Annotated in this window: 11 protein-coding genes; all 11 read left to right on the top strand. The window is 41.6% G+C overall.

The features are described from left to right. The first annotated feature begins 183 nt into the window (after positions 1 to 183). The 11 genes from NSS67_RS18150 (at position 184) to NSS67_RS18100 (ending at position 14,600) form a co-directional block, all read left to right on the top strand. The gene (locus NSS67_RS18150; RefSeq protein ID WP_339314943.1) at positions 184 to 870 is read left to right on the top strand and encodes a MarR family transcriptional regulator; all 687 of its coding nucleotides are present in this window, start codon (positions 184 to 186) and stop codon (positions 868 to 870) included. A 301-nt stretch (positions 871 to 1,171) separates the two neighbouring features. After that, positions 1,172 to 2,530 carry an MATE family efflux transporter gene (locus NSS67_RS18145; protein WP_339314942.1) on the top strand — a complete coding sequence of 453 codons (1,359 nt, stop codon included), beginning with the start codon at positions 1,172 to 1,174 and terminating at the stop codon, positions 2,528 to 2,530. Positions 2,531 to 2,645: 115 nt separating this feature from the next. Next, positions 2,646 to 4,079 carry a helix-turn-helix domain-containing protein gene (locus NSS67_RS18140; protein ID WP_339314940.1) on the top strand — a complete coding sequence of 478 codons (1,434 nt, stop codon included), beginning with the start codon at positions 2,646 to 2,648 and terminating at the stop codon, positions 4,077 to 4,079. Positions 4,080 to 4,240: 161 nt separating this feature from the next. Further along, a complete protein-coding gene (gene deoD / locus NSS67_RS18135; protein WP_339314938.1) occupies positions 4,241 to 4,948 on the top strand; it encodes a purine-nucleoside phosphorylase in 708 nt (235 codons plus the stop codon). Positions 4,949 to 4,993: 45 nt separating this feature from the next. Next, positions 4,994 to 6,298, top strand: a complete 1,305-nt coding sequence (locus NSS67_RS18130; RefSeq protein ID WP_339314937.1) for a purine/pyrimidine permease — start codon at positions 4,994 to 4,996, stop codon at positions 6,296 to 6,298. A gap of 15 nt (positions 6,299 to 6,313) precedes the next feature. Further along, on the top strand, positions 6,314 to 7,495 hold the full coding sequence (locus tag NSS67_RS18125) for a NupC/NupG family nucleoside CNT transporter (protein ID WP_042188403.1): 1,182 nt from the start codon (positions 6,314 to 6,316) through the stop codon (positions 7,493 to 7,495). A gap of 20 nt (positions 7,496 to 7,515) precedes the next feature. Next, positions 7,516 to 8,703, top strand: coding sequence for a phosphopentomutase (gene deoB, locus NSS67_RS18120; RefSeq protein ID WP_339314935.1), 1,188 nt, complete (start codon positions 7,516 to 7,518; stop codon positions 8,701 to 8,703). A 329-nt stretch (positions 8,704 to 9,032) separates the two neighbouring features. After that, a complete protein-coding gene (treC, locus tag NSS67_RS18115; protein ID WP_339314933.1) occupies positions 9,033 to 10,736 on the top strand; it encodes an alpha,alpha-phosphotrehalase in 1,704 nt (567 codons plus the stop codon). A gap of 51 nt (positions 10,737 to 10,787) precedes the next feature. Next, positions 10,788 to 12,758: a PTS system trehalose-specific EIIBC component gene (treP, locus tag NSS67_RS18110; RefSeq protein WP_339314931.1), complete on the top strand. Its 1,971-nt coding sequence runs from the start codon at positions 10,788 to 10,790 to the stop codon at positions 12,756 to 12,758. A 136-nt stretch (positions 12,759 to 12,894) separates the two neighbouring features. After that, positions 12,895 to 13,614 (top strand): trehalose operon repressor, encoded by a 720-nt coding sequence (gene treR, locus NSS67_RS18105; protein ID WP_339314928.1) that lies wholly within the window; start codon positions 12,895 to 12,897, stop codon positions 13,612 to 13,614. 176 nt (positions 13,615 to 13,790) lie between these two features. After that, positions 13,791 to 14,600: an AAA family ATPase gene (locus tag NSS67_RS18100; RefSeq protein ID WP_339314926.1), complete on the top strand. Its 810-nt coding sequence runs from the start codon at positions 13,791 to 13,793 to the stop codon at positions 14,598 to 14,600. Positions 14,601 to 14,661 lie beyond the last annotated feature (61 nt).

Here is a 14,661-nt window from a genome sequence, read left to right as displayed (position 1 = left end):
TTTTGTTTTTTACGATGTTTAACGTTTATTTGCAAGCTCTTTATTCAAGGCTCAGAAACAACGAAACAATATATTTACGGTACCTGTTAAATATAGTTTGACAAATCCAACAGGTACCGTTATTATATTAATCAACAGGTACCGTAAGTAAATTAACTTAAAACAAATTGAGGAGAATTTATTATGAACATGAATACTGAATTGTACGAAAAACTCGCGAAACTGCAATGGCTGTTGCAGAGACAACACTTGAAAACTCATGCCGCTGTTGGTCCAATGGCCGACACGTCACGCGGGCAAGGTAGGATACTGGCTTTTCTCCGGATGAAAGATGGTATCAGCACTAAAGATTTATCCTATATGCTGGACATCCGTGTATCATCTCTTAATGAATTGCTTGCAAAACTGGAGAAAGCTGAATATATCACCCGTAAACCCTCAGAAACAGACAAACGCATCATGTTGATTTACCTGACGCAAAAAGGACAAGAGGAAGAGGGACAAGAGATAGACAGCCTTAACATATTTTCTCGCCTAACGCCAGAGGAGCAGGCTGCTTTTGGGGAATATCTAGTCCGCATCATTACGACTTTAGAGGAACAACTTGGAACGGATTCAGACCGTGACGTGATGGCTAGCTGGATGGAGGCCGCAAAGGAGCGTATAGGTACAGAGGAATTTGAAAAACTAATGTCCATGCGCGGACAAATGAATAGCATGTGGGGAAATTTGAGGGATGAACGCTTTAGCGGAAGGTTTCCTGGGTTTGGCAGGGAAGGAAACGATAACGGCATGCACGGATTCGGCTGGCCTTCTAGAGATGGAAGAAATTCGTCGCCGGACAACTCACATGATTCGGACGATAAGTAAGTAGAGCATTCTCAATAAGTAGCAGTGGCGCTGCCTTTCCAAAACCCGTTAAGCAGCGCCCTTATTTTTTCGCGCCTTTTTTAGGCCGTACATTCATTTCGAAGATCAAATAGCTGTACAATCTGGTATACATGCTCAGTGTCAAGAAGCCCTATCAGATGAGCTGATGATCAGTCAAATCTTAAACACCAAACTCGCAGGGTCGTCGTTACGGGTTTGTTTACTGCTGCGCCTCACAGTCATATAGTTAGAATTCTATGTAATTTTCAGACTAAAATAAATCATGAAAGTAGTGACCCACATGGATACAGAAAACCTCCATTACTTTGAAAAAGCTCCGATCGCAAAAGCCGTAGCCCACTTCGCTGTACCGATGATGCTTGGCACTTCAATGAGTGTCATCTATTCTATCTTGAACGCCTTTTTCATTGGCACGCTTAATAATACTGCCATGTTAACCGCACTCGCCCTAACCTTGCCGTTATTCGCCGTCATTATGGCGCTAGGCAATCTGATTGGTGTCGGCAGCAGTGCATTCATCTCCCGTTTGCTGGGAGAGAAGAGAGCTGATGATGTAAAGCATGTATCTTCATTCGCCTTTTACAGCAGTTTAGTACTCGGTCTTATCGCCATGGCCGCCTGTCTCCCGCTCATCGATTCCATCGTTCATGGCCTTGGGGCTACACCTGACTCCTTCGGATTTACCAAGGACTATGTCACCATTATGCTTATAGGCTCACCATTCGTCGTATTATTCTTCACGCTGGAGAATATCGTACGCTCTGAGGGTGCCGCAATTACATCAATGATCGGTATGCTGCTCAGTGTTGTCGTAAATATTATTCTCGATGCACTAGTCATCTTCGTTTTCCATTGGGATGTGATCGGAGTTGCGTCTGCTACGGTCATTTCCAACATGGTTGCGAGTGTATTCTACGCCTACCATATAGGATTCAAGAGCCAATTCTTAACGATCTCAATAAAACAATTTAAGGCTACCAAGGACATTCTGGGCAATGTATTCAAAATCGGGGTTCCCGTCTTTATTATGAGTATCTTCATGGGAGCAATGTCGCTTATCTTTAACCGTTATCTGGTCGAATATGGGGAGCAGGCTATAGCGGGGTTCGGTATATCATCACGTTTACTGCAATTTCCTGAGTTAATTTTAATGGGCTTAAGCGAGGGAGTCGTGCCGCTTATTGCCTTCTCTTTTACAGCGAATAGATTGCGCATGAAGCATACCATTCAATTCACGATTAAGACGATAGTAGCGTTAGCCGTCGTTTTCGGCGTTATCGTCTATCTGATTTCCGACCACTTAATTGGTTTATTTACGAATGACCCGCAATTAATTGAAATGGGCAGCTACATTTTACATGTGACATTCTTATCCCTGTTCATTACAGGAATGACCGCGTTGTTTACGGGGATCTTCCAAGCAACAGCGCAAGGAACCGCCGCCTTTATTATGTCAATTATACAAGGAATCACCTTGATTCCTGTGCTTTATATCGCCAATCGAATGAACGGTTTTTATGGAGTGGTCTGGTCGCTCGTCGTTTCGGATATCGTCGCGTTCCTTGTTGGTGCCATCATGCTGTATGCTCTCCGGAACAAATTGCAGCCGGATGTGAATGGAGGTTCAAATGGATTATGAGCTATAATAACCTGAGTTTCATGTGAAGGAATCCAGATAACGATTTTCAGTCGGACTTATTGTAGATAATAATCAAAACAGATTAGTAATGAAATTGAAATAGGGTGGATAAAACATGGATAAGGGATTTAATTTAGCTAGCCAACTATTAACGCTGCTTGATACGGAACAAAGATGGTTTACCTTAGCCGAAGTGGAAAAAAGTTTAGGGATTTCAGATAAGACAATACGTAAGATGGTGGAGGAAATCAGCAAGCAATTACCACCTACTGTGACCATTGAAGTTTCAAGGGGAAAGGGAATTATTCTTCGACGTGATGGGCGAAGTACGATTAGTGAAGTGATTTCTTCTATGTTCAGACAAACCATCTTTTATCGGCTGATGGATTTATTGTTTACGAATGTGGGTCGACTGTCTGTGGAGGAACTAGCCGAAGCCATGTTTATGAGTACCTCGTCTTTGAAGAAATTGATTGTGCAATTAAATAATGATGATCTAAAAGCTTATAAGCTACGCATTAGTTATTCTACACCTATGATCAAAGGGAATGAAATGAATATTCGATATTTATATTGGAATTTATATTGTGATGCGTATGAGTTTACAGGATGGCCCTTTGCGAATATCGATTTTGCTTATATAAATCAGTTGATCACAAATATAGAGAATGAGAATAACATTGTATACTTTATCAATTCCAAAAGGAGATTATCCTTTTTATTCGCAATTGTTATAGAGAGAGTTACTAAGGGAAACTGTGTGAAAATTGACGAAAATGCTTATCCATGGGATAAGGGGATATTTTATTTACCAGTAAGAACCATTGCAAAGCGTCTTGAAGAAAAGCTGTCCATTGAATTTCCAATAAGTGAAATATTCTTTATGCAATCCATGGTTAGTCTCAGCCAATATCATTATTATGAAGGGTCAGAGATCACTCCGATTAAAGAAGTCGAATTACATAAGGATAAAGAAGAATATCAGATGGGGAATCTGCTTCTAATGTTATTGGCCAAGGTATATCCGAATTTGGATATGCATGAACGATTTATCTTGGAGATTTATGGGTTCTTTGACAAGCTATTAATCGAAAATGCCATTCCGGAATGGATGATGATTTCAAAAAGTCATTTATCAACCTATGTTCAAGAGGAGTGTCAGCAGATTTATCAAGAATTGCAAACCTGTATGCAAATGTGGAATAAAACATACCCTTCCATCCTGTTTAATCATTTTCATTTAACAAAGCTAACCTTAATTATTCGTTCGAGTTTACGCTACAAGAGTAAGAGGGCTTTCTTAGTGATCGGGGAAGAATTTTCAATTCGGCATTACATAGCAGATTTGATAAAGAAGGAAATTGGGGATCAGCTGATCCTTAATACATCCATAATGAAAGGGCTGACCGACGAGATTATGCAGCAAAATAATATTGATCTTGTCATTAGTAATATCCCGGTTGCACTAAAGACCGTGCCTGTTGTTATTATATCTACGATCCCATCTAAAAGAGATTTAGACAATATTCGTAAAGAATTGCTTTTATAATTTGACCAATTATTTTCCGTTAGCTTCGTAAGTTTTTGGTCTAGTTTGAAATGTTAAAAAACCTTATGCTCAATCTAGTTTCGAAACTGATTTTACTTGAGGGCAAGTGGAGAGCGATTTCGGTAAACCTCAGTTTACTATTAAAAGTTGGAGGAAGAACTATGAGTAGGCATTTAGGTGCAAATAAGGGAGAAATAGCAGAGCGCGTTTTGCTCCCAGGAGATCCTTTACGTGCAAAATTTGTAGCAGAACACTTTTTGGAGGAGGCTAATTGTTATAACGAAGTAAGAGGGATGTATGGATACACTGGATTATACAAGGGTGTGCCGGTGTCGGTTCAGGGGACAGGGATGGGAAATCCATCGATGAGTATCTATGCTACAGAATTGATCGTCGATTATGAAGTTAAAAAATTGATTCGCATTGGTACATGTGGTGCGATGCAGAGTGAAATTAATATCCGCGATATTATAATAGCCCAAGCGGTGTCTTCAGACAGTAATATGGCGGAGAAGATCTTTCATGGTAGTAATTTTGCACCTACAGCAGATTTCTCATTGTTAATGAAAGCGTATCAACAAGCACAAAGTAAAAATGCAAATGTCTTTGTTGGTAACATCTATAATTCTGATGAATTTTACCGTGAAAATTTAGATCGACTTCACAAGTTTATGGATTTCGGTGTCTTAGCGGTAGAAATGGAAAGCACAGCCCTATATACTTTAGCCGCAAAATATGGTGTGAAAGCATTGTCGATTTTGACAGTGGGCAGTCAATTGCTAAGACAGGAACACCTAACTCATCAAGAAAGTGAACAATCCTTTTATGAAATGGTCGAAATAGCGCTTAACACAGTCATTGAAGGCTAATGAATTGATAAGAGCAGTAGGGTTAGAAAAGAGAGTGAGAAAGAAATGCGGGTAATACTGTCAGGATTGCAGTGGATGATTTTTATGATCGCAGGTGCAATTGCTGCACCCATTGCAATCGCAGATTTATATAACTTAACACCACTAGAGACCTCTGGACTCATTCAGAGCACAATAATCACTTTAGGAATAGCTGGATTTTTACAAGGCCTATTGGGTCATAAATTCTCTATTCATGAAGGTCCGGCAGGGTTATGGTGGAGCATTTTTACTATTTACGCAAGTTTAGTGGGGGGACTTTATTCTTCTAACAACGATGCTTTACAAGCTTTAAGTGGAGGGATGATCATTAGCGGGGTTTTATTTATCCTAATTTCAGCATTTAAGCTAATGGATAAAATCGCTCGTTTATTTACACCAACCATCACTTTTATTTATTTGCTTTTATTGATCTTTCAATTAAGTGGATCTTTTATGAAAGGGATGATGGGGATCACCTCAACCCACACCATGTTAGATGTTAAAGTATTCATCATTAGTGTGATTGTGGTTGGCATTACCTTTTGGTTAGGGAAAAGTCGCTTTGTAGTACTCAGCCAGTTTTCAATCATTTTCAGTATATTGATAGGCTGCCTATTATTTATTATCTGCGGAAATATACCTGTGTTTTCTCATGCGGATACTCTATTTAAACTGCCGAAAATATTCCCATTTGGCAGACCTCGATTCGATGCTGGGACAATCACTACTGCATTTTTATTAACGCTCTTATTAATAACTAATGCAGTTGCATCCATCCGTTTGATGGAGACCGTTATGAAACAAAAGCAAGTGGATCATCGTCGTTATTTGCGCGCCGGGTTTACTTCTGGAATTACGCATCTTATTAGTGGCGGTTTAGGAGCGGTCGGTTCTGTCCCTATCTCGGGAGCGGCGGGATATGTTGAACAAACAGGGATGAAGGAGCGCAGATCATTTTTAATTGGATGTTGCTTTGTGATCTTAATATCCTTATTTCCGCCAATGATGAATGTTATATCAGCGATTCCAGCTCCCATAGGCTATTCCGTTACCTTCGTCATTTTTGTGAAGATGGTCGGACTAGCGCTAAAGGAATTGAAGAAGGTCATTCATGAAGAACGAACATTTATCGTTAGTGGAATTTCCCTTTTAGTGGGTGTGGGATTAATGTTTATCCCTTCATCAGCTACGGCCCATTTATCTCCGATCGTGATAGCCATTTTAAATAATGGATTAATTTGCGGAAGTCTGTTGGCGATTATTTTGGAACAAGGGTTAATGTGGAAAGATGCATTTCGATGTGAGGATTCCAAGAAAATTAACCGATAATTTGGAGGGCTAAAAATGCATTATCTAATTTCTATTGCTGGTTTGGTTATTGTTCTATTACTGGCATGGCTAGGAAGTAACAACAAGAAAAAGATTAAATATCGACCAATCATTGTAATGATTGCTATTCAGATCGGTTTGGGATTAATTATACTAAAAACAAGTATCGGTGAATTCTTAATTAAAGGGTTTGCCGATAGTTTTGCAAAATTGCTTGGATACGCCAATGAAGGGACTGACTTTGTTTTTGGTGGGATTGCAAATGAAGGTGCCCATACATTTTTCCTTTATGTTTTGATGCCAATTGTTTTTATGTCGGCATTAATTGGGATATTGCAGCATTACAAAATTCTCCCGTTCATTATCAAGTATATTGGTTTGGTCCTAAGTAAAATAAATGGCATGGGCAAATTGGAATCTTATAATGCAGTTGCAGCCGCAATTGTAGGACAAAATGAAGTGTTTATTTCGGTGAAAAACCAACTTGGATTATTGCCAAAACATCGCTTGTATACATTATGTGCGTCTGCAATGTCAACGGTATCTATGTCAATTGTTGGTTCATATATGACGATGCTAGAACCTCGGTATGTAGTAGCTGCATTGATATTAAACCTATTTGGCGGATTTATCATTTCATCCATCATTAATCCGTATGAAGTTACACCTGAAGAAGATATTGTTGAAGTTCAGGTAGAAGAAAAACAAACGTTTTTTGAAATGCTAGGCGAATATATTATGGATGGCTTTAAAGTAGCCATAGTAGTTGGTGTAATGTTGGTTGGTTTCGTTGGGATCATTGCATTAATTAACGGGGTTTTCAGCGGAGTATTCGGTATCTCGTTTCAAGGAATTTTAGGGTATGTCTTTGCACCCATTGCCTTTCTTATCGGTGTCCCATGGCATGAAGCTGTTGATGCAGGCAGTATTATGGCGACAAAGCTTGTTGCGAATGAATTCGTTGCTATGCTTGACTTTGTTAAGATCCAAGATGGTTTAAGTGGGCGTACTACAGCCATTGTCTCCGTTTTCCTAATCTCATTTGCTAACTTTGGGTCCATTGGTACCATTGTGGGTGCAGTGAAAGGCTTGAATGAAAAACAAGGGAATATTGTGGCTCGATTTGGATTAAAGCTGTTATTTGGCGCCACACTTGTAAGCGTTTTATCCGCCTTAATTATCGGTATCATTTTTTAATTGAACTAAGGAGTATCAACATGAAACTAACACCCCGGTTTAAGCGAATTTTCGTCATTGTTATGGATTCCGTAGGCATTGGTGAAGCCCCAGATGCTGTGAATTTTGGTGATGCAGGATCACATACATTACGGCATATTGCTGAAAAAATGAATAGGCTACATGTTCCTGTTTTATCCAAGTTAGGGTTAAGCCAGATAGACCACCTACCCGGAGTACCCAAAGTAGAGCAGCCTATAGCTTATTGGACCAAAATGCAAGAGGCTTCGAATGGGAAAGATACGATGACAGGACATTGGGAAATCATGGGCCTTCGAATCGATGTTCCTTTCAAGGTGTTCCCTGCAGGATTTCCATATGAATTAATTAACGAATTAGAACAAAGAACGGGACGAAAGATGATTGGGAATAAGCCCGCTAGTGGTACAGCTATTCTCGATGAACTGGGACAAGAGCATATGAACACCGGTGCACTCATTGTCTATACTTCATCAGACTCAGTGATTCAGATTGCGGCTCATGAAGAGGTTATTCCTTTGGAAGAACTATATCAAATATGTGAGATTGCCAGAGAGATTACTTTGCGCGAGGAATACATGCTAGGCAGAGTGATCGCTAGACCCTTCCTCGGACAGTCCGGTAATTTCAAAAGAACATCGAATCGTCATGATTATGCCTTGAAGCCTTATGGAAGAACCGTGATGAATGAGCTCAAGGATGCTGGGTTCGATGTACTAGCGATTGGTAAAATCTCAGATATTTATGATGGAGAAGGTGTCACCAAGTCTTTGCGTACAGTGTCTAACATGGATGGCATGGATAAACTCATGGAGACCATTCATACTGATTTTACAGGACTTAGTTTCTTAAATCTTGTTGATTTTGATGCACTTTATGGTCATCGTAGAAATCCGATCGGATATGGGAAAGCGCTAGAAGAATTTGACGATCGATTACCTGAAGTTCTCGCGGAGCTGAGTGAAGATGATCTTCTTGTAATTACGGCAGACCATGGCAATGATCCCATTCATGCGGGTACAGACCATACCCGTGAATATGTTCCTTTACTCATCTACAGTAAGAGTTTCAATCGACAAAGTGAGCTCCCTGTATGTAAGACATTTTCGGATATTGGAGCAACAATTGCAGATAATTTTGGTGTAACCATGCCACAATTTGGAAAGAGTCTTCTTCAGGACCTTAAATAAAATTTATTCAAATAGAAACAGGATACCTAACTTGTATTTAATAAAAGGTATCCTGTTCGTCCTTGTAACTTCACATCTTCATATATAAAAAGCCGCCAAGAAAGCGGCTTTTTGTTGTGATTATGGAGCAAATATTAAGATGGGAAAATTCCGATGAATCGCAGTTAAGAGCAACGTTATTGGTGATCTTGCCTCTACTCAAGTTCACTGCTTAGAAAAGCAAAAGTATTGACAACCTGTATATACAGGTTTAAACTGTGTGGAGTGTTTGAACTTGTATATACAGGTTTAATATTTGATATAAAGTAATTTTTTTGGAGGTGTTCAACTTGAGTCAGTCCCAGTATTCGGAATGGTGGCGCCGGTCCACGGTGTATCAGGTGTACCCGAAGAGCTTTAAGGACACTACAGGCAACGGAACAGGAGATATTAAAGGACTTATTGAAAAATTAGATTATTTGCAGAACCTTGGAATCGATATTGTCTGGTTACAGCCGGTTTATGTTTCGCCACAAAATGATAACGGTTACGATGTTGCAGATTATGAAAGTATCAACCCGGATTTTGGAACGATGGAGGATTTCGACGAGCTAATACAGGAACTGCACAGACGCGGAATGAAGCTAATGATCGATATCGTGGTTAACCATACTTCAACAGAACATGAGTGGTTCAAACAGTCTATTTCAAGCAGGAACAATCCCTACCGTGATTATTATATCTGGAAGGACCCGGCTCCAGACGGCGGCTTACCTAACAACTGGCAGTCGAAGTTCGGGGGGCCTGCATGGCAGTTCGACGAAGCTTCGGGACAATATTATCTTACTCTCTACGATAAAACCCAGGCGGATTTGAATTGGGAGAACGAGAAGGTACGTAGAGCAGTGAATGATATGATGCTTTTCTGGGCTAAAAAAGGTGTCGATGGCTTCCGCATGGATGTAATTAATTTAATCTCCAAGGATCAGCGCTTCCCTAATGATGATGGAAGTGTTCCACCAGGAGATGGACGAAAGTTCTATACTGACGGCCCACGGGTCCATGAATACATCAAAGCAATGTATGAAGAGGTGTTTGGTCCGTATGAGATGGCGACTGTCGGGGAGATGTCCTCAACTACACTGGAGCATTGCATTCGGTACTCGAGCCCTGAAGAGCGGGAGTTTTCCATGACGTTTAATTTTCATCATTTAAAAGTTGATTATCCGAATGGACAGAAGTGGGAGCTGATGCCCTATGATTTTGAAGCTTTGAAAAGCTTGTTCACGCAGTGGCAGACCGGAATGCAGAAAGGAGGGGGCTGGAACGCATTATTTTTTAACAATCACGATCAACCTCGTGCCCTCTCCAGATTTACTGATGATAAGGTCTACCGTGCGGAGAGCGCCAAACTGCTCGCGACAACTCTGCATGGCCTTCAGGGAACACCATATGTCTATCAGGGAGAAGAAATCGGGATGCCAAATCCGGTATGGAATAGCATCGATGAGTTCCGTGATATCGAGTCACTGAATATGTACCGCATTTTGTGTGAACAGGGGAAAAGCCCGGAGAATGCCCTGAGTATTCTACAGGAACGTTCACGGGACAACTCCCGTACACCGATGCAGTGGGATGACAGCCGAAATGCCGGATTCACCACTGGCATTCCATGGCTGAAAGTTGATGAGCGGTATCCGGACATCAATGTGCAGAAAGAGCTGGAAAATCCCGATTCCATCTTCCACCATTACCGCAAGCTGATTGCGTTACGCAAAGAGTATGGGATATTCATAGAAGGTGTATTCAAAAGACTCGATGAAGGACATCCTGAAGTGTTCGCTTACGTTAGAACAGGAGATGGAGAAGCACTTGTCGTGGTCTCGAACTTCAGCAGTAAAGAGACTACCTTCCGCTTTGAAGACAGTCACTGGACTGAGTTGTTATCAAAAGGGAAGGATGAGCTCCTGATTGGGAATACAACAGATACACCTGCTTTAACACAAGAGCTTCAGCTTAGTCCTTATGCTTCCTACATGTGGTTAATCCGCTAACAAGGTGTACTTGAGAAGGAGCACACATCAAGTTTTGTAAGGAGTGAAAATATGGCTATAGACCGCAAAAATGTTGAGGATATTGTACGGGCAATTGGGGGCAAGGAAAATATAGAGGTTGCGACACATTGTGTAACCCGGTTGAGATTCTCGCTTTATGATGAGAGCAAAGTGGATTCGGAAGCCCTGGACCGCAACGAACTCGTAAAAGGACAATTTTCTAGCCAGGGACAGTTCCAGGTCGTTATTGGACCGGGAACTGTAGATAAAGTATACGATGAAATGATTCAGATCACTGGTGGTTCTCGTTCTTCCAAGGATGAAGTGAAATCCGCAGCAGCTCGAAAACAGAATCCACTGCAGCGTGCGATCAAGACGCTGGCTGATATATTTATTCCGATTCTTCCAGCTATCGTAACAGCAGGTTTGCTGCTTGGGATCAATAATATTTTAACCGGACCTGGAATCTTCTTTGATAACCAGTCGCTAGTGGAAGTTTATCCCGCATGGAAAGACATTGCTGCGATAATTAACACGATTGCCAGCACAGCCTTCACCTTTTTACCAGCACTTATCGGTTGGGCAGCTGTTACCCGTTTCGGCGGAAGTCCTCTTCTCGGGATCGTATTGGGCCTCATTCTAGTACACCCGGATCTATTAAGTGCCTACAACTATGCAAGTGCTAGCACTGAGGGAACTGTTCCGACCTGGAATTTGTTCGGCTGGCATTTGGAGAAGATCGGTTATCAGGGTCAAGTATTGCCAGTACTGGTTTCAGCTTATATTCTGGCTAGCCTAGAGAAGTTCCTTAACCGACGGGTACATGATTCCATCAAACTGCTGGTTGTTGCGCCAGTGACTCTGTTGATTACAGGTTTTCTGGCCTTCACTATTATCGGACCGGTTACGTTTGGCATTGCCAATGCCATCACCTCCGGACTGATCTATGTATTTAATCATTTTGCGCTCCTTGGAGGCTTGATCTACGGCGGATTCTATGCGCTTCTGGTCATCACTGGAATGCATCATACTTTCTTAGCGGTCGATGTGCAGCTCATCGGCAGTGAGGGCGGCACTTTCCTCTGGCCGATGTTAGCACTCTCCAATATTGCACAAGGTGCTGCGGCACTAGCGATGATGTTCGTAGTCAGAGAACAAAAAGCAAAAGGCTTGGCGGCTACATCTTCCGTCTCAGCATTCCTCGGCGTGACTGAACCGGCGATCTTCGGGGTGAATATCCGCTATCGTTATCCTTTCATCTTCGGGATGATCGGCTCAGCGATTGCCGGCATGCTCCTTACCGTTAACCAGGTTCGCGCTTCTTCCATTGGTGTAGGGGGGATTCCCGGATTCCTTTCGATATTCCCGAACCAGTGGGGCGTATTCTTCATTGGCATGGCTATTGTTCTCATTGTGCCATTTGTCACCACTGTACTCTACGGGCGTTCTGTAGTGGCACGTTCTGAAAAGAACTCAGCTACAAAAGCTACTAGTACTGTAAGCGAAACAGATGATATAAACAGCCGTCCTTCAGTTCAAGGATCACTGGAATCAATGAATACACTGGAGCTTATCTCTCCGCTCAGTGGAGCTGCAGTATCCCTGGAACAGGTGCCCGATCCTGCCTTTGCCGAGAAGCAAATGGGCGAGGGGATTGCAATCGAACCTACTGAAGGTAAAGTATATGCACCCTTTGATGCTACAGTAGCTCATGTGATCAAGAGCAAGCATGCACTTATACTGGAGCATGCCAGCGGTGTACAGGTACTTATCCACGTTGGAATTAACACCGTGTCACTTAAAGGTAACGGGTTTACCACCCTTAAAAATATTGGCGACAAGGTGCAGGCAGGCGAGCTTCTGTTGGAATTTGATATGGAAGCTATCCGCGCAGCAGGTTACCCGTTGATTACTCCAATCATTATTCCTGCAGGGCAGGATATGGTAGAGAAGATTGAGGAGAAGACCGGACCAGCTACGGCTAGACAAACAAGCATCTTGACTATTCACCTTAAGGGTTGATAGAGGTTATATTGGCAAAGACTTTATACTACGGTAAGACAGCCCCCTGGGGGCTGTTTTGTCTATTGAGCCGTATTCCAATTGAATCGATGCTTCTAAAGGCATGACGTGATACAATAAAGGGCGGTGATCAAAATTGAGAGAAAATAAATATTTGCAAATTTATAATGAATACAGTAACCAAATCCTTTCAGGGCAGCTGCTGCCGGGAGCCAAGCTACCTTCTGAAAGCGAACTTTCTGAAGCTTACAGCACATCACGAGAGACCGTGCGCAAAGCGCTGAACCTGCTGTTCCGTGAAGGATATATTCACAAAATTAAAGGAAGAGGCTCCTTTGTGCTTGATATGACCAGAATGGATTTCCCCATTACCGGTCTAATTTCATTTAAAGAGATGTCCGATACGCTGGGTGCGACCACACGGACACTGGTGAAGGAGACATTGAATGAGCCGGCAGGCTCCGCGATCGCCAGACATCTGCAGATTCCGCCTGAAACCCTGGTTTGGAAGGTTATTCGTGCCAGAGAGATTGAAGGTGATCGGATCATTTTGGATAAGGATTATTTCCGAGCGGATATTGTTCCATTCCTAAGCGAGGAAATCGCGAAAGGCTCAATCTATGAATATCTGGAGCAGGAGCTGGGGCTTAAAATCAGTTATGCAAAGAAGCTAATATCCGTTGAGCCCTCAACCGAGGAGGATCATCGTCTGCTTGATTTGAAAGGATTCACACATATTGTAGTAGTACGAAACTATGTATATCTGGAGAACACGGTGCTTTTCCAATATACCGAGTCCAGGCATCGGCTGGATAAATTTCAGTTCGTGGATTTTGCCCGGAGGGTGAGAAGGTGAGCTAATCTTAACGAGGAGTGTCCCAGTTTGGGATACCCTCGTTTTTAATTAGAGCTTCCTGTGAAAAAATTACAGTTGAGCAGGACATTCCTTTTATAGTAGTGAATCTAAAATACATTGACTTATCTCTGGTAAAATAGATTTCAAACTATAAGAGCGGTAGAAGGAGTGTGGCTATGATTTATTTGAGAAGCTTTAAGCTTTCTGATTATACGGATAGAAATCCCAACATATACCCTGATTATGTATTTAAGCACTTGGCTGGAGAGGTGCTATTGTTTGATAGAATTACTGTTTTGTATGGCAATAATGGTAGCGGAAAATCCACATTACTCAATTTAATTTCCAACAAGCTAGGAATATCGGGGGCTGAAAAAATGACAAGCTATGGGCATAGTATTTATGCTCAGCGATTCCTTGATTTGAGTAGCTATCAACTTGGGCATGATGAGCAAGAGCATGAAATCAGGCAGCTTCCAGAAGGAAGCCGATATATGAAATCTGAGGATATATTATATGAGATCAAGAAGATACAGCAATCTTCCGTGCTGCATGAGGGATTATTGTATGAGCAGATTAACAAAGGGATGAGCAAGGCTCAAGCGACACAATATGAAGCTACGTATGCGTTTAAAAAGAAGCTAGAGAACATTCAATTCTCACAAGAAAAATACTCTAATGGAGAAACGTCCATGCAGTTTTTTGAGGAGTATCTGCAACCAGGGCAATTGTATTTATTGGACGAGCCAGAAACCTCACTTTCTCCTGCCAATCAAATCAGAATGGCAGAACAAATAAATGAGCTAGCTCGATATTTTCAAAGTCAATTTATTATTGCCACTCATTCTCCTTTTGTTCTCGGCACGTTACATGCAAAAATTTATAATCTGGATGCCAAACCTCTTCAAACAGCGGAATGGTTTGAACTAGATAATGTACAATTTTTTAATCGATTTTTTAATAAGCACAAGCAATTATTTGAATAAGAGTAGGACAGACGTAGATTGTAGCTTACATCTTAGCGGGGTAGACATTACGGCAAGCGAA

This window comes from Paenibacillus sp. FSL R10-2734 (genome assembly GCF_037963865.1).
Classification (GTDB): Bacteria; Bacillota; Bacilli; order Paenibacillales; family Paenibacillaceae; genus Paenibacillus_AQ.
The sequence above is the reverse complement of the archived record's forward strand: the minus strand, read 5'-3'. Positions and strand labels throughout refer to the sequence as shown.